This is a genomic window from Desulfonema magnum, assembly GCF_017377395.1.
In the GTDB taxonomy this organism is placed as follows: Bacteria; Desulfobacterota; Desulfobacteria; order Desulfobacterales; family 4be13; genus Desulfonema_C; species Desulfonema_C magnum.
Genome location: NZ_CP061800.1, coordinates 1,014,465 through 1,040,182, shown reverse-complemented (window position 1 = coordinate 1,040,182; position 25,718 = coordinate 1,014,465). Strand labels below are relative to the sequence as shown.

Annotated in this window: 20 protein-coding genes and 6 tRNA genes; 4 read left to right on the top strand and 22 right to left on the bottom strand. The window is 45.4% G+C overall.

The annotated features are described in order from the left end of the window. From rpoB to dnm_RS04100, 14 genes are all read right to left on the bottom strand, one after another. Complete coding sequence (gene rpoB, locus dnm_RS04165; protein WP_207681451.1) at positions 1 to 4,302, bottom strand: DNA-directed RNA polymerase subunit beta; 4,302 nt, start codon at positions 4,300 to 4,302, stop codon at positions 1 to 3. Positions 4,303 to 4,427: 125 nt separating this feature from the next. Continuing rightward, the gene (gene rplL, locus dnm_RS04160) at positions 4,428 to 4,814 is read right to left on the bottom strand and encodes a 50S ribosomal protein L7/L12 (protein WP_219739700.1); all 387 of its coding nucleotides are present in this window, start codon (positions 4,812 to 4,814) and stop codon (positions 4,428 to 4,430) included. Between the two features lie 96 nt (positions 4,815 to 4,910). After that, on the bottom strand, positions 4,911 to 5,453 hold the full coding sequence (gene rplJ, locus dnm_RS04155; RefSeq protein WP_207681450.1) for a 50S ribosomal protein L10: 543 nt from the start codon (positions 5,451 to 5,453) through the stop codon (positions 4,911 to 4,913). Positions 5,454 to 5,635: 182 nt separating this feature from the next. After that, complete coding sequence (gene rplA, locus dnm_RS04150; protein WP_207681449.1) at positions 5,636 to 6,343, bottom strand: 50S ribosomal protein L1; 708 nt, start codon at positions 6,341 to 6,343, stop codon at positions 5,636 to 5,638. 90 nt (positions 6,344 to 6,433) lie between these two features. Continuing rightward, positions 6,434 to 6,856, bottom strand: coding sequence for a 50S ribosomal protein L11 (gene rplK, locus dnm_RS04145; RefSeq protein WP_207681448.1), 423 nt, complete (start codon positions 6,854 to 6,856; stop codon positions 6,434 to 6,436). A gap of 68 nt (positions 6,857 to 6,924) precedes the next feature. Beyond that, positions 6,925 to 7,464 carry a transcription termination/antitermination protein NusG gene (gene nusG / locus dnm_RS04140; protein WP_207681447.1) on the bottom strand — a complete coding sequence of 180 codons (540 nt, stop codon included), beginning with the start codon at positions 7,462 to 7,464 and terminating at the stop codon, positions 6,925 to 6,927. Positions 7,465 to 7,484: 20 nt separating this feature from the next. Continuing rightward, the gene (secE, locus tag dnm_RS04135) at positions 7,485 to 7,889 is read right to left on the bottom strand and encodes a preprotein translocase subunit SecE (RefSeq protein ID WP_207681446.1); all 405 of its coding nucleotides are present in this window, start codon (positions 7,887 to 7,889) and stop codon (positions 7,485 to 7,487) included. Between the two features lie 153 nt (positions 7,890 to 8,042). Beyond that, positions 8,043 to 8,119, bottom strand: a tRNA-Trp gene (locus tag dnm_RS04130). Positions 8,120 to 8,354: 235 nt separating this feature from the next. Then, positions 8,355 to 8,504 (bottom strand): 50S ribosomal protein L33, encoded by a 150-nt coding sequence (gene rpmG, locus dnm_RS04125; protein ID WP_207681445.1) that lies wholly within the window; start codon positions 8,502 to 8,504, stop codon positions 8,355 to 8,357. Positions 8,505 to 8,586: 82 nt separating this feature from the next. Beyond that, on the bottom strand, positions 8,587 to 9,780 hold the full coding sequence (gene tuf / locus dnm_RS04120) for an elongation factor Tu (protein ID WP_207681444.1): 1,194 nt from the start codon (positions 9,778 to 9,780) through the stop codon (positions 8,587 to 8,589). Between the two features lie 95 nt (positions 9,781 to 9,875). Beyond that, positions 9,876 to 9,950: transfer RNA gene (locus tag dnm_RS04115), tRNA-Thr, on the bottom strand. Positions 9,951 to 10,266: 316 nt separating this feature from the next. Beyond that, a tRNA-Gly gene (locus dnm_RS04110) sits at positions 10,267 to 10,342 on the bottom strand. A 27-nt stretch (positions 10,343 to 10,369) separates the two neighbouring features. Further along, positions 10,370 to 10,454, bottom strand: a tRNA-Tyr gene (locus dnm_RS04105). A 31-nt stretch (positions 10,455 to 10,485) separates the two neighbouring features. Next, a tRNA-Thr gene (locus tag dnm_RS04100) sits at positions 10,486 to 10,561 on the bottom strand. Between the two features lie 1,295 nt (positions 10,562 to 11,856). Here dnm_RS04100 and dnm_RS04095 point away from each other — a divergent pair. Together dnm_RS04095 and dnm_RS04090 are read left to right on the top strand one after the other, a co-directional pair. Continuing rightward, positions 11,857 to 13,656 (top strand): LysM peptidoglycan-binding domain-containing protein, encoded by a 1,800-nt coding sequence (locus tag dnm_RS04095; protein WP_207681443.1) that lies wholly within the window; start codon positions 11,857 to 11,859, stop codon positions 13,654 to 13,656. 38 nt (positions 13,657 to 13,694) lie between these two features. Then, a tRNA-Arg gene (locus dnm_RS04090) sits at positions 13,695 to 13,767 on the top strand. 112 nt (positions 13,768 to 13,879) lie between these two features. Here dnm_RS04090 and dnm_RS04085 read toward each other — a convergent pair. From dnm_RS04085 to dnm_RS04070, 4 genes are all read right to left on the bottom strand, one after another. Then, positions 13,880 to 14,389: a substrate-binding periplasmic protein gene (locus tag dnm_RS04085; protein WP_207681442.1), complete on the bottom strand. Its 510-nt coding sequence runs from the start codon at positions 14,387 to 14,389 to the stop codon at positions 13,880 to 13,882. Positions 14,390 to 14,425: 36 nt separating this feature from the next. Beyond that, positions 14,426 to 14,614, bottom strand: a complete 189-nt coding sequence (locus dnm_RS31440) for a transporter substrate-binding domain-containing protein (RefSeq protein ID WP_207681441.1) — start codon at positions 14,612 to 14,614, stop codon at positions 14,426 to 14,428. A 428-nt stretch (positions 14,615 to 15,042) separates the two neighbouring features. After that, the gene (locus tag dnm_RS04075; RefSeq protein WP_207681440.1) at positions 15,043 to 21,345 is read right to left on the bottom strand and encodes a hypothetical protein; all 6,303 of its coding nucleotides are present in this window, start codon (positions 21,343 to 21,345) and stop codon (positions 15,043 to 15,045) included. A gap of 40 nt (positions 21,346 to 21,385) precedes the next feature. Continuing rightward, on the bottom strand, positions 21,386 to 22,042 hold the full coding sequence (locus dnm_RS04070) for a penicillin-insensitive murein endopeptidase (RefSeq protein WP_207681439.1): 657 nt from the start codon (positions 22,040 to 22,042) through the stop codon (positions 21,386 to 21,388). Here dnm_RS04070 and dnm_RS04065 point away from each other — a divergent pair. After that, entirely contained in the window at positions 22,041 to 22,241 is a 201-nt protein-coding gene (locus dnm_RS04065) for a hypothetical protein (protein WP_207683807.1), read from the top strand. The two genes, dnm_RS04070 and dnm_RS04065, sit on opposite strands and share 2 nt — an antisense overlap. On the opposite strand, the gene dnm_RS31525 is transcribed toward dnm_RS04065, so the two are convergent. The 4 genes from dnm_RS31525 to dnm_RS04045 form a co-directional block, all read right to left on the bottom strand. Then, complete coding sequence (locus dnm_RS31525) at positions 22,200 to 22,808, bottom strand: metal-dependent hydrolase (RefSeq protein ID WP_353740331.1); 609 nt, start codon at positions 22,806 to 22,808, stop codon at positions 22,200 to 22,202. The two genes, dnm_RS04065 and dnm_RS31525, sit on opposite strands and share 42 nt — an antisense overlap. 150 nt (positions 22,809 to 22,958) lie before the next feature. Then, a complete protein-coding gene (locus dnm_RS04055) occupies positions 22,959 to 23,549 on the bottom strand; it encodes an immunity protein CdiI family protein (RefSeq protein WP_207681437.1) in 591 nt (196 codons plus the stop codon). 15 nt (positions 23,550 to 23,564) lie between these two features. Then, complete coding sequence (locus tag dnm_RS04050) at positions 23,565 to 23,963, bottom strand: hypothetical protein (RefSeq protein ID WP_207681436.1); 399 nt, start codon at positions 23,961 to 23,963, stop codon at positions 23,565 to 23,567. A 523-nt stretch (positions 23,964 to 24,486) separates the two neighbouring features. Next, positions 24,487 to 24,990: a hypothetical protein gene (locus dnm_RS04045; protein ID WP_207681435.1), complete on the bottom strand. Its 504-nt coding sequence runs from the start codon at positions 24,988 to 24,990 to the stop codon at positions 24,487 to 24,489. A 267-nt stretch (positions 24,991 to 25,257) separates the two neighbouring features. On the opposite strand from dnm_RS04045, the gene dnm_RS04040 reads away from it, so the two are divergent. Then, positions 25,258 to 25,566, top strand: a complete 309-nt coding sequence (locus dnm_RS04040; RefSeq protein ID WP_207681434.1) for a CHAT domain-containing protein — start codon at positions 25,258 to 25,260, stop codon at positions 25,564 to 25,566. Positions 25,567 to 25,718 lie beyond the last annotated feature (152 nt).

Here is a 25,718-nt window from a genome sequence, read left to right as displayed (position 1 = left end):
TCAGTCCTCTTTTTCCAGCAAATTCACTTCCAGCCCCAGAGACTGGAGCTCTTTTGTAAGCACATTGAAAGATTCCGGGATACCTGGCTCCAGCACATTCTGACCCTTGACAATTTTTTCATACATACGTGTCCGGCCGGCCATGTCATCGGATTTGACTGTCAGAAATTCCTGCAAAGAATATGCTGACCCGTAAGCTTCCATGGCCCAGACTTCCATTTCCCCGAGACGCTGACCTCCGAACTGGGCCTTGCCCCCCAGAGGCTGCTGAGTCACCAGAGAATAAGGTCCGATGGACCGGGCATGAATTTTGTCATCCACGAGATGATGAAGCTTGAGCATATACATTGTGCCCACGGTGATTTTTTCTCTGAACGCCTCACCTGTGCGGCCGTCATACAAGACTGTCTGAGCAGATTCGGAAAGCCCTCCTTGTTTGAGAATCGCCTTGATTTCCTCTTCCTTGGCTCCGTCAAAAACCGGCGTGGCCATGTTCACGCCCCGTTTATACTGGGATGCCAGTTTCCGAAGCTCTCTGTCCGAAGCATTTTCCAATGCATTGTCCTCCTCGGACGATAGCTGATTTTTGAAGATTTCCCGCATTTTTTTTCTGAACGCGTCAAACCGGTTTTTTTCGGCCAGATGATTCAGCTGATCTCCCAGTCCTTTGGCAGCCCGGCCCAGATGAATTTCAAGAATCTGTCCCACGTTCATCCGGGAAGGCACGCCCAGAGGATTCAGAACCATGTCCACGGGTGTTCCGTCTTCAAAAAACGGCATGTCCTCCTGATGAAGAATGCAGGAGACCACGCCTTTGTTTCCGTGGCGCCCGGCCATTTTGTCACCCACTGAAAGCTTGCGTTTCATGGCCACATAAACTTTGACCATTTTGTTCACACCCGGGGGAAGGTCATCCCCTTTTTCATAACGGCCGGCCTTTTTCTCAAACTCAGCCCCGCACCGGCGCACTTCTTTTTTACAAATCACAGCCAGACGCTGAATCTTCTCCGTGACAGCCGCATTTGTCAGCAAGAGTCTGTCAGCCTGACGCACAGGTATGTCATCGCTCATCTCCGGAGTGAGAAGAACCCCTTTGTTCAGAAGCTTTTTCTCACCCGTACCCACCGAAGTATAGGAAAACGGTTTCTTCAGAAACAAATCTTCCGAACCGGATAACAGTCTGCGAATATGTTCCCGGATCACCTCCCTGAGCACGGAAAGTTCGTCATCCCTGTTTTTTTCCAAAAGCGCAATTTCATCATCCTCAATGGAACGGGTGCGGTCATCCTTGTCCACCCCCCGCCGGGAGAACACTTTGGCGTCAATTACAATTCCTTCGACACCCGGGGGGATTCTCAGAGATGTGTCTTTGACATCTCCGGCCTTTTCCCCGAAAATGGCCCTGAGAAGTTTTTCCTCAGGAGAAAGCTGGGTTTCTCCTTTGGGTGTGACTTTTCCCACGAGAACCGACCCTGCGGCCACTTCGGCCCCGAGACGGATAATACCGCTTTCATCCAGGTCTCTGAGGGCCTCGTCCCCCACATTGGGAATATCCCGTGTGATTTCCTCTTTTCCCAGTTTGGTATCCCGGGCCACGACTTCAAATTCCTCAATATGTACGGATGTGTAAACGCCTTCTTTTACGAGATTTTCGCTGATGAGAATGGAGTCCTCAAAATTATATCCTCCCCAGGGCATGAACGCCACAGTGACGTTTTTGCCCAGAGCAAGTTCTCCGCTGTCCGTGGCCGGGCCGTCTGCAATAACTTCCCCGGCTCTGACATGCTGACCTTTCACAACAATGGGCCGGTGATTAAAGCATGTGTTCTGATTTGACCGGACAAATTTGGAAAGATTGAAGATCTTCACAGCGGACGGGCCCTGTCTTTGTCCGGGAATATCCTTGGCTTCTCTCTCATCCGAATTTCCGAACTCAGGATCTTTTATTTTCAGCACAATACGGGAGGCTTCCACATCAGCCACGACAGCGTCCCGGGGCGCCACCACGGTGACTCCGGAATCCCGGGCCACCACGCCTTCAATGCCTGTGCCGACCACCGGTGCGTCAGGTGCCACGAGCGGCACAGCCTGACGCTGCATATTGGAGCCCATGAGCGCACGGTTGGCATCGTCATTTTCCAAAAAAGGGATCAGGGATGCGGACACACTTACCAGCTGATTGGGAGAGATATCCATCAGTTCGATCCGCTCCCGGGGAACCATCATAAATTCGCCGATCACACGGGATGTCACCAGAAGATTTCTGAAACGGACCGGTGTTCCGGAAGCACTGTCCTGATTTTTTTTTTCTGTGCCGGATGCGATACTTTCCAGAGGCGCATTGGCCTGGGCAATGGGATGATCTTTTTCTTCAAAAGCGCTCAGAAACCGGACATGCTCTGTTACTTCGGCATCTTTCACCACACTGTAAGGTGTTTCAATAAAGCCGTAATCATTGACTCTGGCATATGTTGACAGAGACACAATCAGACCAATGTTGGGACCTTCGGGGGTTTCTATGGGACAGATCCGTCCGTAATGGGAGGGATGCACATCCCGGACCTCGAATCCGGCCCGTTCCCGGGTGAGTCCTCCGGGTCCCAGGGCGGACAGCCGGCGTTTGTGGGTGGTTTCGGACAGGGGGTTGGTCTGGTCCATGAACTGGGACAGCTGGCTGGTTCCGAAAAACTCTTTGAGCACGGCTGACACAGGTTTGGGGTTGACCAGGTCGTTGGGCATGAGCGCATCCACTTCCTGGAGGCTCATGCGTTCCTTGATGGCCCGTTCCATGCGCACCAGTCCGATGCGGTACTGATTTTCCAGGAGTTCGCCCACGGCCCGGACTCTCCGGTTGCCAAGATGGTCTATGTCATCCACAATTCCCTGGGAATCCCGAAGCTCGATCAGTGTTTTTGCCGTAAGAAGGATATCTTCCTTTCGCAATGTCCGCACATGCACAGGCGTGTCAATTCCCAGACGGAGATTGATTTTCATACGGCCCACTCCGGACAAGTCATAATAGGCAGATTTGAAAAACAGCTGATCTATAAAATCCTGAGCCACTTCGGGCGTGGCCGGATTTCCGGGCCGGAGACGGCGGTAAATATCCAGAAGGGCTTCTTCCTTGGTCTCAGCTTTGTCAAGCAGCAGCGTCTTATGCACTGCGTCGCCCCCTGACACCTGGCCTGTGAAAATAACCCGGAACTCAAGAACATGCGCTCTGCCATGGTCTGTTTCCGTGACAGGAAGCGCACGGGCCGCACGGACCATTTCCGAAAGCAAAGGAGAATCAATCAGCTCATTGGGTCCGGCCAGAAAACTGTCTTCCCCGGGACGGGGCACTCCCAGGGCTGTTATTTTCCCGAGAATATCCTCAGTGTCCGCGGGAATCATTCTGACACCCGAAGCTTTCAGCTGACGCAATGCCCGGCGGGTGAAAATTCGTCCTTTTTTCACCACAATTTCGTGCGTGAGCGGGTCTGTGACATCCCTGCCGGCCCGCTGTCCTTTCTGAAATATTTCGCCGAACTCCAGAAAAAACCGGGGCAAAGCAGTCTGATCAGATGAAAGCGTGTCTTCCGGCTTATTTTCATAATTTTCAGGCACACAGACCCGGACTGTCTGTGTTTTGTAAAAATAAGAAAGAATATCCTCGGACGAATAACCGCAGGCTTTGAACAGAAGCGTGACCGGAAATTTCCGGCGTTTGTCTATTTTGATATGGACAATGTCTTTGGGGTCCACTTCCATATCAATCCAGGATCCCCGGACAGGAATAATTCTGGAAGTATAAATCACCTTGCCGCTGGAGTGCGTCTTGCCTTTGTCATGGTTGAAAAACACACCCGAGGACCGGTGCAGCTGACTCACCACCACCCGTTCTGTCCCGTTGATGATAAACGTACCTTTGTCGGTCATCAGGGGAATGGCGCCAAAATAAATTTCCTGTTCTTTGATATCCCGGATATTGGAGGTTCCGGTTTCTTTGTCCACGTCATAAACCACGAGACGGACAGTGATTTTCACCGGGACTTCGTAAGTCATGCCCCGGTGAATGCATTCCTCCACACCGTGTTTGACAGGACCGAATTTGTAGGACACGAATTCAAGGGAGGCGCTTCCGCTGAAATCCTTTATGGGAAATACAGATCTGAATACGGACTGCAGGCCGATGTCCTCCCGTTTTTCAGGAGGTGTTTCAGATTGCAGAAAACGGTGATAGGAATCCCGCTGCATACCGATAAGATCGGGTATTTCAACAATTTTTCGTATTTTACCGAAGCTTTTTCTGATGCGTTTCATTGGCAAATGATAATTGATAATTGAGAATTGAGAACTGAGAACTGAAAACCGGAAACTGAAAACTGAGAACTGAGAACTGAGAACTGAGAACTGAGAATTGTCAATTGTCAATTCTCAGTCTGTTTTTATTTCAGTTCGACCTGCGCACCGGCTTCTTCGAGCTGGGCTTTGATTTTTTCAGCGTCTTCTTTGGGCACGCCTTCTTTTACCGGGGCAGGGGCGCTGTCCACCAGGGCTTTAGCATCTTTGAGACCCAGGCCGGTAATGGCTCTGACTTCTTTGATCACCTGAATTTTCTTGTCACCGGAAGTGGTCAGGACAATATCGAACTCAGTTTTTTCCTCAGCCTGGCCAGCTCCGGCATCGCCCGCGGGAACCGCAGCCATCACAGCTGCCGGTGCTGCTGCTGAGACACCGAATTTTTCTTCCATTTCCTTGACCATTTCGGACAAATCAAGCACTGACATATTGGCAATGAATTCTATAACATCTGCTTTTGTAATTTCCGCCATTTCGTTTTTTTTCCTCCGTAAAATTATTAATAACTGACAAAACTGACCCATGAGAATTTTAAATTCTCAATTTTAAATTTTAAATTCTCAATTCTCTCAGTTGTTTTTTTGTTCCTGCAAAGCCTGAAACACATTCATTAATTGCTGCAAAGTACCGGCAAGTACCCTGACAAATGACCCGGGAACACCGTTCATAGCTGACAGTGCCTGGCTCAGAAGAACCTCACGGGAAGGCAGTGCAGAAAGTCTCCGAATGGCATCCGGGTCCAAGACCTTGCCTTTCATGACACCGCCTTTTATTTCAAGCTTCTCGTTTTCTTTTGCAAATTCCGTCAGCACCTTTGCCGGTGCCACAGGGTCGTCATATCCCAGCGCCACGGCAACAGGCCCTCTGAACTGATCACTGATAAGCGCTGCGTCCGTGTTTTCGGATGCCCGGGTCAGAAGGGAATTCTTTGCCACCCGGTACTCTGTTCCCCCTCCCGGTTCCGAAGGCGGGGACTCTGTCCTGAGTTTTTTTCGCAAATCATTCATTGTCATCACATCCAGACCTTTGTAGTCCGTGACAATGACAATTTGGGACTTTGCAAACTTTTCATGCAGGCTTTCTGCAATTTCTTTTTTTTTGTCCAGCTTCATTTGGTTATAACACTCCTTTAATCTCGGCAGGCCGGCACGGCCGATTACTCCGAACTCTGAAAAATTCGGAACCTGCGGTCTCTGATATGAAACGAAAAATAAATCCGGGAGCAGAATACCGGTACTGCTCACAGGACAGGCACACGGCACGCTCCGTATTTCAGCGAAAAAAAAAATCGAATTTATTTAAGCAGATCTTTGACAGATGCCATGTCTGCCCTGATCCCAGGTCCCATGGTCGTGGAAATGGCAACGCTTCTGAGGTAGGTTCCCTTACTGGAAGACGGTCTGAGACGTACAATTTTATCTAAAAAGGCAATGATATTTTCTGTTACTTTTTCCGCCCCGAATGAGACTTTGCCCATGGGCGCATGGACAATCCCCGCTTTTTCGACTCTGAAGTCTATTTTGCCTGCCTTGAGTTCGGTGACAGCTTTTGCAATATCAAAGGTGACAGTACCGGATTTGGCATTAGGCATAAGTCCCCGGGGTCCGAGAATTTTACCGATTTTCCCCACGGTTCCCATCATATCCGGCGTGGCCACGGCCTTGTCAAAATCTGTCCAGCCTCCTTTTATTTTTTCTATGATTTCGTCATTTCCGACAAAATCCGCACCTGCGTCAGAAGCTTCTTTTTCTTTTTCGCCTTTGGCAAACACAAGCACTCTGACTTTTTTTCCGATTCCGTTAGGTAAGACAACCGTCCCCCTGACCATCTGATCCGCATGTCTCGGATCAACACCGAGACGGACTGCGATATCAACGGTTTCGTCGAATTTGGCGTAAGACGAATCAATTGCCGTCTTCACGAATTCGCCAAAATCCCCCGGGGATTCTGCGGATCTCACGGACCTGACGGATTCCAAATATTTTTTCCCCCGCTTGGGCATATTTTTTTCTCCTTCAAGGCGAGGGGCAGGTGACAAAGACCCGGGGCCCCTCCCCTTGGCTCTTGCCTCTCGCCCCGTACCTGTTTCAGTTTACACCACCTCAATTCCCATGCTTCTGGCGGTGCCTTTCACGATGTTGCACGCAGCAGCCAGGTCATTGGCGTTCAGGTCAGCCATTTTCTGTTTTGCAATATCCTCCACCTGCGTCAGAGTGACTTTACCAACCTTGTTTCGCTTGGGGTCTCCTGCTCCTTTGGCAATTCCTGCGGCTTTTTTGAGAAGCACGGCCGCGGGCGGGGTTTTGGTTATGAATGAAAAGGATCTGTCCTGATAGACCGTGATGACAACAGGGATGATCATTCCTTCGTCATTTGCAGTTCTGGCATTAAAAGCCTTGCAAAAATCCATTATGTTCACACCATGCTGCCCCAGGGCAGGCCCGATCGGAGGAGACGGATTGGCTTTGCCTGCCGCAACCTGCAATTTTATCTGCGCAATAACTTTCTTAGCCATTTTTTTCCTTAGTTTTCAGCTATCAGCTATCAGTTTTCAGTTATAGTCGCCGGAGGCTGGTAACTGAATTATAGTTTGGTAACTTGTACGAATTCCAGTTCTACGGGTGTTGACCGTCCGAAGATGCTCACCATGACTTTTATTTTGCCCTTTTCCGGGTTCACTTCCTCCACTGTGCCGTTAAAATTTGTGAAGGGTCCGTCTGTCACACGGATTTCATCTCCGGATTCAAAGAAGTATTTTGGTTTCGGTTTTATCTGACCTGCTTCCATGCGGCTCAGAATTTTTTCAGCTTCTTCGTCGGAAATGGGGGCGGGATTTTCTCTTCCGCCTAAAAAACCGCTGACTTTGTCGGTGCTGTTCACAATGTGCCACGTCTCATCATCAAGTTGTAAGCGGACAAGAATGTATCCGGGATAAAATTTGCGGGATGATGTTTTTCTTTTTCCTTTTACCAGTTCCACGATTTGTTCGGTAGGCACGATGATCTCATCAAATTTTTCCGGGTGGGAGGATGATGCGATTCGCTCTTCGAGCGATTTTTTCACCTTGTTTTCAAATCCTGAATAAACATGAACAATATACCATTTTAATTTGTCACTTGTCATTTGTCACACCGGAATGATTTTTATCGGAGTACCGTACGGACCAGGCTTGAGAGTCCCATGTCAGCCACCCAGAGAAAGAGAGATATAATCATGACAAGCACAATTACGACAATGGTGGATGCCGTGGTCTGTTTGCGTGAGGGCCATGTCACTTTTTTCAGTTCGGCTCTGACCTCTCTCAGAAATCGGGTCCCTTTTCCCAGATATTTTCTGATGCCGGCCGGTGGCAGATTTTTTTTGTGTGTTCCTGATGTTGATCTGCCTGCTGTCCGGGACAGACTTTCGTTTCCTCTGCCGGGAGAATTTGCAAACGCTGTTGTTTTGACAGATGTCTCACCGTTGTTTGTTTCAGATGACAATAAATTGCCATCGTCCTGTCTTTTTTTTTTTTTTGCCGAGGTTTTTTTTCTTAGCAACCGTCCCATTGCGCTCCTAAAATATTGAAAGCTTCAGAGTTAAAACGATTTTGCACACTTTTCTCCGTTTTTCTGATGAATATGAGGGAGAGGGTAAAATCTGTTTATTCTCTGAAGCTCATGCCGGGGGAACGGTCTGACGACTTTTCCCCGAAAAAAATTTGGCAGGCCAGGCAGGATTCGAACCTGCAACATCCGGATTTGGAGTCCGGCGCTCTAGCCGTTAGAGCTACTGGCCTGTAAAATCTGCTTTTAATCGCCTATCTGATTCCTATTTTGTTTCCGGTGTTCACTTCACCGGCATATATTCGTATTTCCTGAAATGTGATAATAATACCTGACAATGTCTGCGCCTTAGCTGAGAATACAATAAAAAAAATGTCATTTATATTTCAGCGGTCTTATTTCTTTTAAAAAAGAAACGGGTCGGGGACCCGTTTCTTTCTGATTGTAAGAACTTCGGGGATAGCGGAGCTATTTTGTTTCTTTATGCGGCGTATGTTTTCTGCAAAATCTGCAATACTTCCTGAATTCCAGCTTGTCCGGTGTTGTTCGCTTATTTTTTGTGGTTGTATAATTCCTCTGTTTGCACTCGGTACATGCAAGGGTAACAATTATTCTCATATTCTCTGTTGTCCGTTGTTTGTTGTCCGTTGTCGGTTGTCCGTTGTTTTTTCAACGGACAACAAATTCTTTGGCAACGGATTTATTCGATGATGTTGCTTACCACGCCGGCACCGACTGTTCTGCCGCCTTCTCTGATTGCGAATCTGAGTCCTTCTTCCATTGCAATGGGGGTAATAAGCTCACCTCTGATTTTCACGTTGTCTCCAGGCATGACCATTTCCACGCCTTCGGGCAGTGTGAGTATGCCTGTCACATCAGTAGTTCTGAAATAGAACTGAGGACGGTATCCGCTGAAGAAAGGGGTGTGTCTGCCGCCTTCTTCTTTGCTGAGGATGTAAACTTCGGCTTCGAATTTTGTATGAGGGGTGATACTTCCGGGCTTGGCAACCACTTGGCCACGCTCAACCTCTTCCCGTTTTGTGCCTCGCAGCAGGAGTCCAACGTTGTCTCCGGCCTGTCCTTCGTCAAGCAGCTTCCGAAACATTTCAACGCCGGTACACACGGTCTTGAGAGTGGGGCGTATTCCCACGATTTCCACGTTGTCGCTCACATGAATGATACCCCGTTCCACCCGGCCAGTGACCACAGTACCTCGTCCGGATATGCTGAACACATCTTCAATGGGCATGAGGAAGGGTTTCTCTATGTCACGTTTGGGTTCGGGAACAAATGAGTCAATGGCGTCCATGAGTTCGAACACACATTTAGCTTCGTCGCTGTTCAGATCATCGCTTTCAAGGGCTTTCAGGGCGCTTCCTTGTATAATGGGTGTGTCATCCCCTGGGAATTCGTATTTATCCAGGAGTTCACGCAGCTCCAGTTCCACAAGCTCAATAAGTTCCTCGTCATCCACCATGTCGCATTTGTTCAGAAACACGACAATTCGGGGAACTCCCACCTGGCGGGCCAGCAGTATATGCTCACGAGTCTGGGGCATGGGACCGTCGTCTGCGCCGACAACCAATATTGCTCCGTCCATCTGGGCAGCACCGGTAATCATATTTTTAATATAGTCCGCATGACCGGGGCAGTCAACATGAGCATAATGACGATTGTCCGTTTGATATTCGACATGTGCTGTCGCAATCGTTATCCCCCGTTCTTTCTCTTCAGGGGCCTTGTCTATTTGGTCAAACGGAATAAAATCGGCCATCCCTTTCAACCCCATATGCTTCGTTATTGCCGCTGTCAATGTTGTCTTACCATGATCAATATGACCAATTGTTCCTACATTCACATGCGGCTTAGTTCGATCAAACTTCTGCTTCGCCATCTTCCTTGTCCTCCCCTTAGTGACCACAAGAAACCGAGGTTTTTATCAATTATTTCGTTTAAGTTCGGTTTCTGCCAAGTTTAATTATAAAATAATGGAGCCGATGATGGGAGTTGAACCCATGACTTACGCCTTACCAAGGCGTTACTCTACCTCTGAGTTACATCGGCTTTGATATACCGCCTTTCGGTTGCCGAATCCGAAATTATGAAGCAGCACTCTTTTTTAAAAAAAATTTCAGCTTCAACGGACGTTGCCTCTTGCAAACAATGAGCTTGCAGAGATACCTGACACCGAAAAAGCTTATTTTTTTAAATAATATATCAGAGATTTTTATTAATTATTGACTGAGTGAAAGTATAATAATATTTTTTTAAAAAAAGAAGGCTGTTACTCTTATATCAAATATAACTATTTATTTTTTTTAAAGTATGCCAGTATTATTGTAAATGCACATGCAAAATAATAAACAAACTTATCAGATTGTGGAGCGGGAGACGAGATTCGAACTCGCGACATCCAGCTTGGAAGGCTGAAGCTCTACCAACTGAGCTACTCCCGCTGGCAAACTACGTTATTCTGATAAAAATGGTGGTGGGGGGAGGATTCGAACCTCCGAAGGCTTCGCCGACAGATTTACAGTCTGTTCCCTTTGGCCGCTCGGGAACCCCACCATCTTGTTTTTTTATCTTCTTTGCTTTTTTGTGGAGCCAGCGGAGGGACTCGAACCCCCGACCCACTGATTACAAATCAGTAGCTCTACCAGCTGAGCTACGCTGGCTCATATACCATTCATGCTGCTATATGGAAAATCACAAATCCTCAAAGAAGAATATGCGCTGCTTAAAAGAACTTCTGTACCTACTGTTATTCTTCGTTAATATCAACCCTGGTTATGGGCTAAAAAACTTGAATATTCGTAAATATAATAAAAAATTGCTCTTTTTTTCAGAATATCAGCTATTATTTACCATTTTAAATAAAGAATATCGCTGAAGCTGGTAATTTTATATAAGATATAAAAGGTAGGGACAGCCATCCATTGAACAGTAAAATTATTTTTTAGGATATAAATTCTTGACAAACTCCCCTGTATTTGTGTAATCGAGCAACAGTTTCTTTGGAAATCATCTTGGCATATTTAACTTATTATCATCGGAACAAAACGGTCTCACTTCTGATTCTCAATAATTTCAAAGAGATAAAAAAATAAAAATTATTCACATGCTGAATTCTTTCACCGCCAAGGAAGAAGAAATTTCGGTAGTCCTGCAAAGGTAGTGATGAATCCCGTTCAGTCCCCCGGTTATCAGGATACTGAATTTCATTCATCACTGCTTGTGCAGGACTACCAAAATTTCTGATTATAACGGATTTAGGGGAGGCTCCGATTTCGGGAGGCTGTGCGCGACCTTCCGTTTTCACAGGAAGCCGGACGGACATTCCCGGAAAACGTCGGTTTCCGGGGAAGCAAATATCCTGAATTTCCGGTTCCCGGAACCCCGTGACGGACAGATTTTCCATTCTGACATATAGTAATTTCAGGACGTTGTGCCCTCCCCTAAATCCGTTATAATCAGCAAAATTTCATAATTGTCTGTTTGCTGATAACTGAAATCTCAAAAAAATCAAAGAGATTATAAATAAATATTTTTTATTTTTTAACTTCGGCGTTGTTACAAAAAAATGTTAAAAATGACCGTATCACTGAAAGTAAGGTTTTTTTCACTTTGTTTCATAGAAATATGAGACAGACGCTGAAAACCCTGTCCGACAGCGATTTTTTGTTGAATTTAAGCGGGTCGAAAACCCGAAGTGTTCAAAAAACTAAAACTTTCGGACGGATGCGAAAATTATAACGTCTTATCAAAGCTGCAAAAATGTCATTCAGGATTAAGAATAAAAAATCCGATGGTTATCTGGCTTTTCTGTGACTTTGTTCTTGAAAATAAGCTTTGTGAAGGATCGGATTTGATGAACTTACACACTATTTTTTTATCGGTATTGCTGTCGCTTTTGTGCGGATGTTTGCAAACATTTAATACTTCAGTTTCACCAATCAGGAACACGGCATTATTGAAACCCGTCCATACCGTTTCTTCGAGCGTTTCTGAAAAAAAAATAAATAACAGGGAACATACAAGTTCAGACTCTGCAGAAATTATTTCCGACTGTGAGAGTGAGGAACCTATCGAACCGGAATCACTTGAAAAAAGTGATGATATCAAAAAAACTGAAGCAGAAAATGAAGCAGAAGCTTATGACAATCCCCCCCCCAATGGTATCTTGGACGAAGCACTTGATTTTTGTGAAGCAGCCCAGGATTTATGGGAAAAAGGAGAGCTTGATAACGCACTTGACGCGCTGGACCAGGCATATTCTTTAATTATAGAAGTGGATACGGACGACAATCCCAAGCTGATACAGCAGAAAGAAGATCTGCGTTTTATGATTTCAAAACGTATCCTTGAGATTTATGCTTCCCGTCATATTGTTGTAAATGGGAAACATAATGCCATTCCCATGATAATGAACAAATATGTTCAGGCAGAGATTGACTCTTTTACAAGTAATGGCAAATGTAAAAGCAATGATTTTTTTCTCAAAGCATACCGGCGTTCAGGGAAGTACCGTCCATATATTGTTGAAGAGTTAAAAAAAGCAGGACTGCCTACTGATTTGTCATGGCTTCCTCTGATTGAGAGCGGATTCAACGTATATGCCTTATCCCCTGCCAGGGCCCTCGGACTTTGGCAGTTTATACAGTCCACCGGAGCCAAATTCGGTCTTAAACGTGACAGGTATATAGATGAGCGACTTAACCCTGAAAAGGCAACAAAAGCGGCTGTAGCGTATTTAAAGGAATTGCACCAGATGTTCGGGGATTGGACAACGGTTCTGGCTGCCTACAACTGCGGAGAAGGAAGGGTGCTTCGGGTCATACGGGAGCAAAATCTCAATTATCTTGATAATTTTTGGGATTTGTATGAGCGGCTTCCTCGGGAAACAGCCCGATATGTTCCCCGGTTTTTAGCCACACTTCATATTGTTAATAACCCTGAAAAATATGGCCTCTCTTCGGTAACGTCATGCTCACCTTTGGAATATGAGACCATGACAATCTCAAAACAGGTTCATCTTAAAGATGTGGCAAAAATCATTGGCACATCGCAAGAAAGCCTGAGAGAACTGAATCCTGAACTTCGTTATAATATTGTACCAAGCCCTCAGTATTCGCTCAGAATCCCTTCGCGGACAGGTGATATTCTGCTTTCACGAATAGATGAAATACCGGTCGTGTCATCCCCGGCGAAACAGAAAAAAAAGCGAGCGGTTAGGTATCATCCGGCGAAACAGAAAAAAAAGCGAGTGGTTAAGTATCATAAAGTAAGAAAGGGTGAAACCCTCTCAAATATCGCCAAGCGATATCGGATCCGTGTCAAAGACATCAGGCGGGTGAACAGAATAAACAAAAGGGGTTATATTGTTGCCGGAAAAATGCTTAAAATACCGACAAAGTACACTTCAAAAAAATCCGGCAAAGGAAAAAGCAAACGAATATCAAAGCATCGGGTCAAAAGAGGGGATTCTCTCTGGAATATTGCCAGCCGCTATCATACGACAACAAAAAAAATTCGGTGTCTGAACAATCTGCCCAATTCAAAACTTCACATCGGACAGGTTTTAAAAATCCCCGGGCGTTATAAATCATCCGGCAAAAAAGCTCGTGATCTGAGAACATACCGGGTAAAACGGGGGGATATTCCCCGTGAAATTGCAAGACGATACAATATGCCTTTAGATCGTTTTCTGCGGGTGAATCATCTGACGCAAAGAAGCAAAATTTATCCAGGACAAAAACTTTATGTTGATTAAATTTTATCTTTATGTTACACATTAAATAAATTGATTTTGCCCCCGTAGCTCAGTGGATAGAGCAATGGATTCCTAATCCATGTGCCGCAAGTTCGATCCTTGCCGGGGGCACTCTTAAAAATCACTCAAAATGTAGTATTTTTCTGAAAAAACAAATACTTATCATATAAATTCCAAATCGTTATCAAGCTATATCGTGGAAACTGTACCAGAACTCGGGATTCTAAAAATACTTGCTTTCAATTTTTTTAACACCCCCCTCCTCTTTTAAAATGCGCAAAGCCTCGCCAAATTTTTCAGCAAAAATTTTTCCCCTTCCTCCGGCAGCTTTTTTTGAAAACGCGATATAGCTCGGTATGCCGCTGAAAACATAAGCCACTTCGATTTCAATGCCTGCCTGTTTGAAAAGGTATCTCATCGCCCCCTCGTCCACCCCTGCGGTTACGGACACTCGCTTATAAGCAAATATTTTTACTAATGCCTTATCGTCATCGCACACAATTTTTTTTATATCCGGATGGTTATCGAACTCCGGATCATAACTGTATCCCCCGACAACTCCGACTTTCTTGTATTTCAGATCATCCAGCTTGGTTATTTTTATGCTGCTCCCTTTTGGGACGATGAGAACGGTTTTTTCAATGTGAATAGGTTCAGAAGGATAATACATGAACTTTTCACGTTCCGGCGTGCGTCTGGGAGTCAGCAACAACTCTACATTTCCTTTTTCCATATATTTCAAGGCTCTCTTACAAGGCAACATCTTAAATTACGGCTCAATTCCGAGGCGTCGGCATATCTCGCGGGCAATATCCACATCTGTCCCTGAAGGCTGCTCTTTTCCTGCCATTATATATGGCGGCCATTCGGCAATGGCAATAACAAGCTTCTCAGCTAAAGCACCAGTTGGCAGAACGATCATAAACGTTGCAACTGATATAAGAATTAATTTTTTCATTATTCCTTTTCCTTTTTTTAATAATGCAATTTGTCACAGACTGAGGCGGCCACTAAAAATGAGACAATCACATGATGCCCACAAGCTGTCGAAATGAAAAATTAGAAAGGGATTTTTCCAAAAATAAAATACCCTGTGACGGGCGCATTCACAACTTCGGGAAATGATTTTTATCCGGAAGGGATGCCGGGCTTTTCGGCTGTCCCTGCGGGACCTGGAAAGCCCGGGATATCCGTCCCGGCAATAAACTGTCGGGCTATTTTCGGTCGTTCCTCCGGGACTGGAATTATTCCTCCAGATTATAAATAAGCCCTCCCTGTGAGATAAATCAGGTATATTGTTCAAATCAAAAGACTTATATGCGATGACCGCCTGAGCGAGGAACTACGAACTGAGAGATGCCTTCGGAATTTCAACAGATTCTGATTTTAGCGTTTTGGCGGAGACACCTCCCGAATCACTGCGCCGTATTCCTCACTCAGAATCAGAATGGCAAATTTCTCCGTATTGTCGAGTTCATTGGTATTCAGGGAAACATAATCAAACCGGCCTCGAAGATCGGTGTAACCGTCCTTGTAAAATCGGATATCACCGCCCCTCATTTGTGCATAGACCTTGACGTATGTTTTCGCCAGCGGCTTATGCGTCTCCTGATGTGCGACTTTCAAATACCCGTATTTTTCAATGAGCTGTATGTCAAGAGAATTTGCGTAATAAACCTGTGATTTTTTCATGCCTTGGGCAACGATCTCGATCATGAGATTGCTGTTGTGGAATTTCTCAGGAAGTTCAAACATCAGGCTTGTCTGATCTGAGGGAAGTTCGATTTCCTCAGTATCATTGGGCCGAATAAAGGAAAAATGTCCTGTCTCCTGCTGAACAAATGGATTCCGGGAAAAGAGCAGTTCAATGTCCATGGGATAATAATTCACCCGGCACGAACTCAGGTTCTGATAATCAATTGTCACACACCTTGATTCTGCTTTGATATCAAAGCTCGTCTCCGTGGCAGCCAGCCGGGTTTGTATCTGATCACGGCTCTCCTTATCCGCGACTTCAGGGGCTTTGCCTTCCAGTTCATCAAGCTGATTTGCAACGTCTTGAAACATATTCTGCCATCTTGCCACAGGATATTCCAGATATTCTGATGCGATACGTCCGGCCCGCTCAATATCTCCGGTGTAAAAATCAAGGTACGCCTGAACATAGTCGTACTGCATACGAGACTGAATTTTGTCAGGCGTGATGCGTTCAAAAAAACGAATGGCCTCACTCACCCGATCCTGAAGCAACAGATAATAGGTAACTGCCAGCAGATCATCATCGTTAAGTGAGGAGCGATAGCTCAGGTATTGCATAAGGCGATGATATTGGTCATAGAACCGATCATTGAGAATCTTCGGCCGCTTGCCAAGCTGATGCGCACGCGCGTTCACCAGGGGCCTGTACTCCATATGCTGATAAATTTTCCGCTCAACCGGATTGACAGACAGAATCGGCGTTTCAATATAGTCTCCGCATTTCTCAGCGTAAGGGGAATGTCTGAGATATTCGGCAATCAGCGTGTTTTCATTGTGGTAAATGCTGTAGGACCACAGCGTGTGCTGATATGTGTGCCTTTCTCGGAGCAGATCAGTAATCTTTTTAAAGAATGCCTTCTCTTTCATGCGAAAAGCGATCTTATTCAAATCAAGGCGATTGAGATTATGGGCATTGAGAAATGCCAAAACCTCTTTTTCAGTGCCATGCTGAGAAACATACTCCCATGAGTCTGTGTCTGTCCGGCTGAGTTCAGCCACCACATTGAACTCCGAGGCCGGCGCACTGGTGACAAATTCCTCATTTCTGGCGATCTGCGCGGGATAGTGCTTAATTTTGCCAGTTTCAGGAAAATAGAAATAATACTCAAATGTCCGCGTGGTATAAGGCTCAAGGGTCATGGGAATGCCTTTGGTGTAAAAGCCGTTATTCAGCGGTATGGCTCCCCGGGGAATCTGCAAAAGGCTTCGCAGCTTTCCCCGGGATGATGTGGGATTACTCAACACCATCTGACATCCGTACCCGGTGTGAACCAGGAACTCTTCCTCGACAAACTTATCAAAACGCTCGTTATCCTCATAATAATACCGGTCATCTGCCCGGAAAAAATGCTGACTCACAAGAAGGGGAATCTTTTCTTCCGAAGGCTGACCTTCACGGATTTCTTTGTGAAATACAATGCTATGACTGTTCGCTTTGAGTGAGAACATAACTCCCTTCGTCGTTGTTTCATGCTTCTCTGCTTTGAAGGGAATATCAAGCACGGACAATGCCAGCATCATTTCCGCAAAATTCCGGGATGCATAAGCAATATTTTTTGAGAGGAAAGGTTCTTGTATATCGCTTTGGGCATAGTCGTTCCAGAACGCATTCACCGTAATGAGATCAGCATTCTGCGATTCAATGGGCAGTTTGTAGTAATTATTTTCAACCCATTCTTCTGTTTTGTCCAGTTGGCGGAAAAACTGGCGAGCCTTTTTCCGAGCCTTATCACGGGGAGTGAAATAACGATCATTAGCGGCTCCCGCTACTATTATTGCCTTTTTTTTCTTATCTCTCACGCTGCGACGCATACTTTTCTTCATGGGCATAGCATACATGGATTCTACTTCATCTGATATAGAATCATTATCCGACTCCATTTCAAAAATATCTTCAAGCTCTGGCGTGGCAGCTTGAGCGGCAACCACAGGCGCAGGCGCTTCCCACAGACGTTTCATTTCCAAAGCCTCTTCCTTTGCCCCTGCAAATCCAAAGGAATCTTCTTCAAATGCGCTTCCTTTCAATGCCGTGTCAAAGAGGCGGTTGTACTCGTCAATATCCGGCGGAATCATGTCATACAAATCTTTAACAGAGCGGGCTGTCCGATCTTTGCCTCCGGGGCCTCGTCTGGCAAGGAGAATCTTTTCCACGATATTGAGCTGGGAATATGCCCACGGTTCGAGATAAGCCGTCAGATCTTCACCGAGAAGCCAGTGATCAAGAAATGTTTTGTCTTTTTTGTTTCGGAGATAAGGCAGAATCACCTGCTCAAAAAATTTCTGATCTTTGTGATAAATGAAGAAACTGAGTTCGTGGCACGCGTATTTTGAATATTTCTCCTGTTTCTCAGCCTCATCCATTTCAGGCCATCGGAGGATAAAATTGAATTCTTGCAACGTGGCATTTTCACTGAGCGTTACCAAAAGCTGATAAACTTTGTCCAGCGAGTCATACACTTCAAAATCAGAAGTCGTCATATCTGTCAGCCGGAAGGTTTCTCCGGGATGAAGCAGAGAAATTTGCTTCTGCTCCGTGAAATGTTTTTCAGCCTCAAGGCTCTGAACCAGACGCAGGTCTCTTGTTTGGATTTCCGTGTCTGGCAGCGTTATCTCCCGATAAACAGTACTGAGTGGATCAATGGCAATACAGTGGAGCTGCCGGTGCGCTCCGAGCTGGTTTCTCTCAATAGTCACAAGACCGTTTTCATCTGGTCTGAGATTGAGCAGCAACACAGATGCTTCATTTAGAAAGTCGAGATTGGAAAAACACTCCATAGGCCGAGGCAGAGCGCATCGGGGGCGCATACGAGGCTTTCCCCACTCATCAATATCCAATGATTCACTGGCAGGTGGTTCTCCGGCTGCGGCCTCGTCCCTGGCAGTTTCGGTTTTGCGAATGTTCCACGGATTCAGGAGCAATTCAGGCCGGTTCAGCATATTTCCGGGGAATTTCTCCGCATATTTCCGTTCCAGGATGTAACGATATTCATCTCCGATATTTCGGCCCGCGACATACTGGGACTCAGCCCGGCCCGGTCGTATCTGATACGGCTCCGGAAGGCCGGTATAAACAAGATTGGAAAACATATCAAACGACGGCATGAAACAGGTTGCCAACACATGCACACGGGCAAACGATGACGCATTGGAGAGTTGAATTCGTACAGATGCTTTATCCGTTTTGACACTGCTGATCTGAAGCAGGTTTTCGTTTTTGATTTCCAGGACACGGTTTTTGGAAATAACGAATCCCTCCTCAGTTTTTCCCTCGGTCAGACGCAGGTTAATTTTTCTATTGCTCTCTTTGATGAAAAGATCATAATTTCCCGCAGGAATTCCCCTGATCTCCAGGAAACCGTCACATATCTGAACATTGCCAGTGTAATCCGCAACATAAGTTTGCCCGCGTTTCTCGAACAGCGTATAACTGAGGCGCGGGGTCTTCCTGACAGATGCGACATAAGGAATCCTAATGGTTTCTCCGGCCTGTTCGTGAATCGTGTTCGGATATTGATACAAATCTTTGGCAAGCCGCCATTTATGCGAGATGTTTCCCGACCCCCTGGCCTGAATCCGTTCAATTCCCTCAAGTTTTCCAAGGTGAATACGTCCCTGGTCATCCGTTTGCATGGGAACATGAATCGTTTCTCGGAAATAACGATGTTTGAGTTCCACTCTGATGGGACAATTGGGTTTGAGTTCTCCGTTTTTGCCCAGGAGTTCGATTATATAGGCATCATCCGCATGACTCAGAAAAATATCTTCCAAGCCCATGGTGCTGTCAATGCTGTTGAGAGAGAATTCCGCATGATCGGACACATCTTCTTTTTTGTTCCGGCTCATGTTCTGAACCTGAGCTTTGAGTGTGAAGCCAATTTTTGTCAGATGATCAGGAACCTGAAATTCAAACACAGATTCCTTATCCTCGAAAATCTCAAAATCAGAAACCTCTTTGACCGACGACACACCGTCCCGGTCAACAGAGTCAATAACAAGGCGGACATTTTCCAAAAGAGAAAGACTGACCGGATGTCCGTTCAGTGTCAGGACAGGGCGCACAACAACTTTGGAGCCGAAGCCTCTGAGAAGTGATTCCCGATCCGCATAAAATCCGGCTTGCATCCTGTAATTCTCCGACATATGATCAAACGAAGCCAGTGAGCAAAAGTCTTTGTCTTTCACAATGATGGTCTCAAGTCCCGGGTTATTGCTGAAGGGGATAATGATAACGCCCTCCTCGTCCGGCGTGAAATCCCGTCCGGCCAGCCAGACAGACGCTTGCTTTCGCTTCTGATTCATCTCATCCCGCACAGTAAGCTCATGCCCTGCCGGGCCGATCTTATCGGTAACATAGAATTTCCCTTTGCGAATCACGGCCCGGCTGCTTTTGCCGTTTCCGATAAATTCCACCACAAAAACGCCCGGAGTGTTCATCTGAGGAAATTCAAAACTTCTGCGAATACGTCGCAGCGGCGGTTCCTCATAGGTTATAACTTCTTCCCGGGTGGCCGTCAGGCCGTCCAGATTAATGGCGGTATCCACTTCCTGCAAATGGGTCTGGTAATAATTAAAGGTGTTCAGTTCAAAGATTTTGACAAGCAGCGTTTTTACGTTTTTGACGTAAAGATCAAGTGTGACCGGCTCATCTGTGGCAAAAAAAGGCTTGTTGACAGGCAAAAAATCAAGATCAACCCGCGCTTTGAGGGCCTGGTACTGAGCCGGATCCATCATAGAATACCATTGCTCCATGTCACCGAGGCCGTTGATGATCTTTGTCTCCGCAAAAATTTCTTTGAGCCAGGTATCTTTGATGAATTTGATATAAGCCTTGTAATTTTTTGCGGTTAGAAAATAGTGAGAAAGATAGTCTCGGATCAGTGCCTCATCTGTCCCGACAGGAGGCGTTTGGGTAATGCTGGAAAAGTCCGCATTCAGATCCGCTTTTACATGACGGTGTTTTTGGTGTCTGACATAATCGGGGTTGACGTAATGAACATTCCGGGGGAGCCGGATATATTCCATGAAAAGATCGTGATCATAATTTCCCTGTTTGCGGTTCATCTCCAGAATCTGACAGAGAATGTGCGCTTTCAGGGAATTGTGCGCGGGAGCCAGCTTTTTTACAAAGGTCCACAGCCTGTCAAGCCATTGTTTTTTTTCCGCAGGATCATAGCGGATGTCCGCATCATCGCTGGGACCCAGCTTTGAAAGATACGTGGTGATAAATTCGGAATTATCCGTCAGCTCCGGCATAAGTCGGAGGCATTCATCCAACTGCGATTTCAGCAGTTGGCGGTGAATTGGAAAGGAACCAAAACCGCTGCTGTGCTTGTATCTGAGATCATCCACCACGAGTTTCGGCAGATTGGGAATATCCGGGCGTTGCAATCTTTGAAGCATGTCTCTGCGCCGCTCCGGACTGAGCTTTTCATGCCGGAGAATATCAAGCCCCGCGTCCTCAATGCCCTGGAGATTTTTATAGCGGGAAAAGGCTTTTTCGGTAAGTGCGGAGATGCTGATGTGTTTCTGGTCAAGCTCAGAGGGATAGTTTGTCTTCTGAGCGGCGATCTCTTTGCGATGGTCAAAGCGGAGATTCAGCTCTTTTCTGATATGTTCCAGGGATTTTTCAGGATTACGCTGATATTCGAGCAATGCCTGCCGGTTCAGGATTTCCTTGACTTGCGGAGTATAGTCCTGACGTTTGATCCAAAGTCCGAGCATTTTGTGAACCTGCTCAAAGTCGCCCGTGTGCTGGGCGTGAAGACAATGGTAGTAATAATAGTCATTGGTTCCCGGAATCAGTTGTTTCAGAACTTCGGACCTGTCCCGGGACAAGCTGAAATCTTCAATAAATCCGATTTCACGGGCATTTGCCCAGGAGACAAGAAATACTGCCATAGCCAAAACTGCAATGATAAAAATGAGTTTCATGCGTCTTCCTCCTTTTGAATTGTTGAAGCGTCTCAGGTTTTCAAAATTTCTTTTTACATTTTACTTTGAAGTCAACATGATAATGCTCATCATGCCGAACCCATGAAGGTTTTTCAGAGAATCTCAGTTTTTTTATCAGATAACTTCCATGTCTCACTTTAAATAAATAAGGCTGAAGTTCGGGATCAAAAATGACACGCCAAATTCCGATACCGGCTTTTTGGCATTCTTTATGAAGTATCATCAGATGGGCGGCCATGGCTTCAAAATCAATTGTGTAATCTTTGTATCCGCCCTTTTTATCGAATTCCAGAGAATAGCCGAATTTGTTAAAAATACTTGTCGGCAGAGGCACTGATTTTCCTGCTTTGTCCAGAACTGAAACCATAAAGTCCGCGGAAAGACCATTTTGGTGAGTTTTATGCGGTTTGAATTTACCTCCGTTTTTGAAACCTGTCTCTCCGTACATAAAAATCTTATCAGGATGTGTTTTATTCAGAATGGCATACGTTTTTACGATGACTTCAAAAACTTTGCTATGAACATACGTTCTTCCGGCCATGACACCGAAAGATGAATACGGCACAAAATTTGTTCCGCTTCGAGGTAATCTGACACCGTTCTCCAATCTGCCCTTTTTTGTCGTGCCGTAGCATGTGCTTTCCCGGACTTTTTCAGCGCGGAGCATTGAAGGCATGAAAAGAAAACTTGCTATCATCATTATAAATATAACAGAGTTCTTCATAAATAAATATGTGTTCAGTAAAAAAGACACGGAGAACCTTCGTGAGCCTTCGTGCCTTCGTGCCTTTGTGGCATTTGCAGGCCGCACATCGAGTCATATGTCAATCGTTTCAGCAAATATCCGCCCGGGTCATAATAACTGTTTTGTTTGATCTCCGAATATCTCTGATTATTAAAAAAAGAGCAATTGCAGTTAAAATGATTTCAAAAAGGAAAGTCCAGTGAAAAACAAAGTTCCATACCCACCAGTGATGACGTGCGGGAACATTGAAAAAGACAAAATCATGTGAGGAAAAGGGATAAAGCCATCTGATTTTGCCCGCTATGGTATCCAAAAACAGATGAATAAAAATATTCATTGAGAACACAGTTAGATAAATTTTTAGAGAATGTTTCCTGAATGCAAATGAAATCGAGAAAAGGAGAAAGAATATACATAGGTAGTAAAAGGGGAGATGAGTCCAATATCCGTGATGGAGATGCCGGCTGTTATCAATAAAGTAAAAATAGAACATATCCAAATCAGGAAATATGCTGCCGAGCATTCCCCAAAATAAGGCATATTTTAAATGGATTTTTTCAGTGTAACCACGGGGCAGAATCTGAAACACAGCTTTTGTGGTTATATATCCGGCTGGTATATGTCCTATAAACAATTTGACACCTGTGGAGCGGCAAAGAAAGAAACCCGGGTTTTTCCAGCGGGAGAAACGCCTCATCCGGAGAAAAAAAGCCGGGTTTCTCCACGCCCCCCAAAAATTCGTGATGGTTCGGAGCGGGGGGCACGACTGACACTGGCCTGATGTATGTCATGGTGACAAAGTTCAGCCCATCCTCGTTTTTTATCCTTAATTATCTAATTGTTATCATTAGCCAGCATTTTTCCAGATTTCTTTTCCCACATCTTTGAGGCTGTAATTGCCAGGATTGACATTTTTCTCAAATTCTCTGGACAACTCCGGCAACATTTTGGAGATGAGAATCATTTTTTCCGGAGTTGTCAGTTTCAGTATTTGCTTATAAACTTTTTGCACATCGGAACTTATCATGTCAGTTTCCTCTTTTTTGTCCGAGGTGTCGGCAAAATTCTTGGAAAATTCCGAAGCTTCTCCCATCCGTTCTGTATTCATATTTTCTCTCTGAAATTCAAGTAATTCCGAGGCTGATTCGCTGAAATAGACCACTTTATAAGTGTCTTTCAGTTCCTCCACGAGAATTTTACACAGAGACTTGCCTTCCTCTTCAAATGCCTGCTGATCTTCTTTAGTTGCAAAGCCTGACGATGCAGGATATTCCAAGTTTAAGGTGCTGTCATAGCATTCTGCCCAGCTTCTGAGGCGTTTTTTTGTTTTGGCAGACAGCGGGAGACTGTCAGTATCCACGTTTGCGGCCCCGGTCTCTTCGCATTTCCATAAAGGAAAGCATTCGTAATCAGCCATTAATTTAATGGTTTCCTGCATTCTGACCTCCTGCAATCAGGGAAACGATACCGGATTGGCACCGACAATATATCCGTTCGATCCCACTGTGACGGCAATACGATATCTGTTCCCCTCAGTTTCAATCTCATAAATCAGGCGTGTTCCCTGACAGCCCACGATTATTCCCTCTGCTACCGCTTTTATGACAATATCAGGAATTTCACCAGAAGAAAAGCCCTGTCTGGCAAAATCTTCGGCATGTCTTTCAAGAATATGCTGTAACCCCGCTCTTCTGCTTCCTTTTTCGATAAATATGATTTTCCCATCTGTTGCACGCCTGGCGATACGCACAATATCCTCTGGTGTGTGCCTGACACCTGATTCTGCCAGTTCTCGGAGCAGAATGGCTGTTTCTTCCATAATTTTGTTTCCATTAATGTCATTTTCGTTCATCTGATCTGAATGGATTATTAAAAATCAGGGGACACAATACTTATTTATTCGGTCTCAGTTTCCTGCCGGGCTTTTCTTTGTAAGGAAATAAGTATTGTGTCTCCCGAATTTTTGTCCCCCGAATTTTTAAGTTTAATTTGTCCCGTGAATAACCGTTTCTTATCACTCCGAACATATAATATACAAGGTCAACGTGCCATTGTCAAACACGATTTCTTTGGACTGATATCAGCTTAACAGCCTATTTTCAAGGATAATAAGAACGATACGGGTGCGGGAGGGCTTTTCAACTTACCGGGAACACAGAATCTTGTGAGGCTCATTCCGAGGCTGAAAAATGCGATATGTCCTCTGAAAACGCTTATGATCATATCTGTTTTGCTGATTTTCAGTTTGGTTGGCGTGGCCTGACTCCAATAGCGACCTAAATAGAAAAGCTCCTAATAAGTGACGAGTAAGACCATGAAAAAAAACGAAATGACTTGACAGCATAAATATGGAACAGGACCTCGGAAATTTCCGGTCAGTCTTTCGATTCATTGTCATATATTGCATCCTTTCGTAAAGTCTTTTCATCGCATTGAAGCGATTTGGCAGCCGCAACCCAAGTCCCATATTTCTTCTTGGCCCATCGGTCGAGTTCAGCCTGAAACCACCGTATCCGATCTCTGCGAGAGCCGTGTCCGAATCGGCTCTCTCCTGATATGATGCCCGTATTTTCCCATCGTTGCCATTCTGTCAGGGCTTTTGAAATGGCTGTTTCAGGCTGATGTCTTGCCCACCAGGCCATAATCAGAGATGCCAATCTTTGAAGATCACGGAGATTTCCCGAAAACGGATGATTCTGAAAAATTTTGACAAGCTTTTCATTTTCCGGGGCTTTTTGGTCTCGTTCCCACGCTTCGCGTCCCGAATCCGCCAGCCGCCGGACACATATCCGATCCGCCACGGGACGCGAAGCGTCCCGAAGGCATTCCCACGCGAAGCGTGGGAACGAGACCGAATACTCCTTCCTCCCTGTTGACACTCCCTCAATTCACTGATATTTATTTAAATATCAATAAATACGCATTTCAGACATCTAAGATAAAACTTGACAGAACGCTACGGCATCAACTATAATTATTTTTTTTTAAAGTTCTTGAAAATTTTGATTATACTGAATTAACAGCCTGTTATAAATGAAGTGTTCTGAAATTCGTCAGCGGTTCGTGAACCTCAAAAATGTTATCAATCATTAGCCAAAGCAAAACATGGAAAGTTGATGACGAACGCTTCTCAGCCATGTTTTTAGATGCTGACGACCATCTGCCTGGCAACCTGCGAGAGTGCGAAAACAGACTCGCCTCAGGGCTTTCTCGGCATTGCCCCCAAAATCGTGCAAAAAGGAGTTCCGGCCGTGGTCGCCATGCGGTATCAGGTTCTTGTTTCCACGGCTGAGATATTTCTCGAAGAATTTTACAATGCAATTACCGAGCGAAAGCCTGTTGACTGGGCAGTGCAATGGGCAAGAAATCAGGTTTCCTCAGATGCGGGACTCGACAACCGGGAATTTGCCACGCCAGTCCTGTTCATGCGGGCTGATGATGGCAATATTTTTTAATGGATAAGAAGATTGTTTCAGAAATGAACAAAAGGCTGTGTGTCACAGTTAATTCGGGCCACCAGATGTCAGCATATCCATTTCTGGAATACTACCTGTAATTTTTAAGAAAATGTCTGTCGCTCCGGAGTGCCAAACTTACAGTTTGGCAA

What these genes read in the sequence shown, in the direction of transcription:
- nusG (WP_207681447.1), bottom strand. Translation starts at nt 7,464, where the DNA reads ATGACAAGTGACAAATTAAAATGGTATATTGTTCATGTTTATTCAGGA.
- dnm_RS04085 (WP_207681442.1), bottom strand. Translation starts at nt 14,389, where the DNA reads ATGGAAAAAGGAAATGTAGAGTTGTTGCTGACTCCCAGACGCACGCCG.
- rplK (WP_207681448.1), bottom strand. Translation starts at nt 6,856, where the DNA reads ATGGCTAAGAAAGTTATTGCGCAGATAAAATTGCAGGTTGCGGCAGGC.
- tuf (WP_207681444.1), bottom strand. Translation starts at nt 9,780, where the DNA reads ATGGCGAAGCAGAAGTTTGATCGAACTAAGCCGCATGTGAATGTAGGA.
- dnm_RS04040 (WP_207681434.1), top strand. Translation starts at nt 25,258, where the DNA reads ATGCTGACGACCATCTGCCTGGCAACCTGCGAGAGTGCGAAAACAGAC.
- dnm_RS04075 (WP_207681440.1), bottom strand. Translation starts at nt 21,345, where the DNA reads ATGAAACTCATTTTTATCATTGCAGTTTTGGCTATGGCAGTATTTCTT.
- dnm_RS04050 (WP_207681436.1), bottom strand. Translation starts at nt 23,963, where the DNA reads ATGAACGAAAATGACATTAATGGAAACAAAATTATGGAAGAAACAGCC.
- dnm_RS04065 (WP_207683807.1), top strand. Translation starts at nt 22,041, where the DNA reads ATGAAAAGAAAACTTGCTATCATCATTATAAATATAACAGAGTTCTTC.
- dnm_RS31525 (WP_353740331.1), bottom strand. Translation starts at nt 22,808, where the DNA reads ATGAGGCGTTTCTCCCGCTGGAAAAACCCGGGTTTCTTTCTTTGCCGC.
- dnm_RS31440 (WP_207681441.1), bottom strand. Translation starts at nt 14,614, where the DNA reads ATGAAAAAATTAATTCTTATATCAGTTGCAACGTTTATGATCGTTCTG.
- rplL (WP_219739700.1), bottom strand. Translation starts at nt 4,814, where the DNA reads ATGGCGGAAATTACAAAAGCAGATGTTATAGAATTCATTGCCAATATG.
- rpoB (WP_207681451.1), bottom strand. Translation starts at nt 4,302, where the DNA reads ATGAAACGCATCAGAAAAAGCTTCGGTAAAATACGAAAAATTGTTGAA.
- rplJ (WP_207681450.1), bottom strand. Translation starts at nt 5,453, where the DNA reads ATGAAGCTGGACAAAAAAAAAGAAATTGCAGAAAGCCTGCATGAAAAG.
- dnm_RS04055 (WP_207681437.1), bottom strand. Translation starts at nt 23,549, where the DNA reads ATGCAGGAAACCATTAAATTAATGGCTGATTACGAATGCTTTCCTTTA.
- dnm_RS04070 (WP_207681439.1), bottom strand. Translation starts at nt 22,042, where the DNA reads ATGCCTTCAATGCTCCGCGCTGAAAAAGTCCGGGAAAGCACATGCTAC.
- rpmG (WP_207681445.1), bottom strand. Translation starts at nt 8,504, where the DNA reads ATGAGAATAATTGTTACCCTTGCATGTACCGAGTGCAAACAGAGGAAT.
- secE (WP_207681446.1), bottom strand. Translation starts at nt 7,889, where the DNA reads ATGGGACGGTTGCTAAGAAAAAAAACCTCGGCAAAAAAAAAAAAAAGA.
- rplA (WP_207681449.1), bottom strand. Translation starts at nt 6,343, where the DNA reads ATGCCCAAGCGGGGGAAAAAATATTTGGAATCCGTCAGGTCCGTGAGA.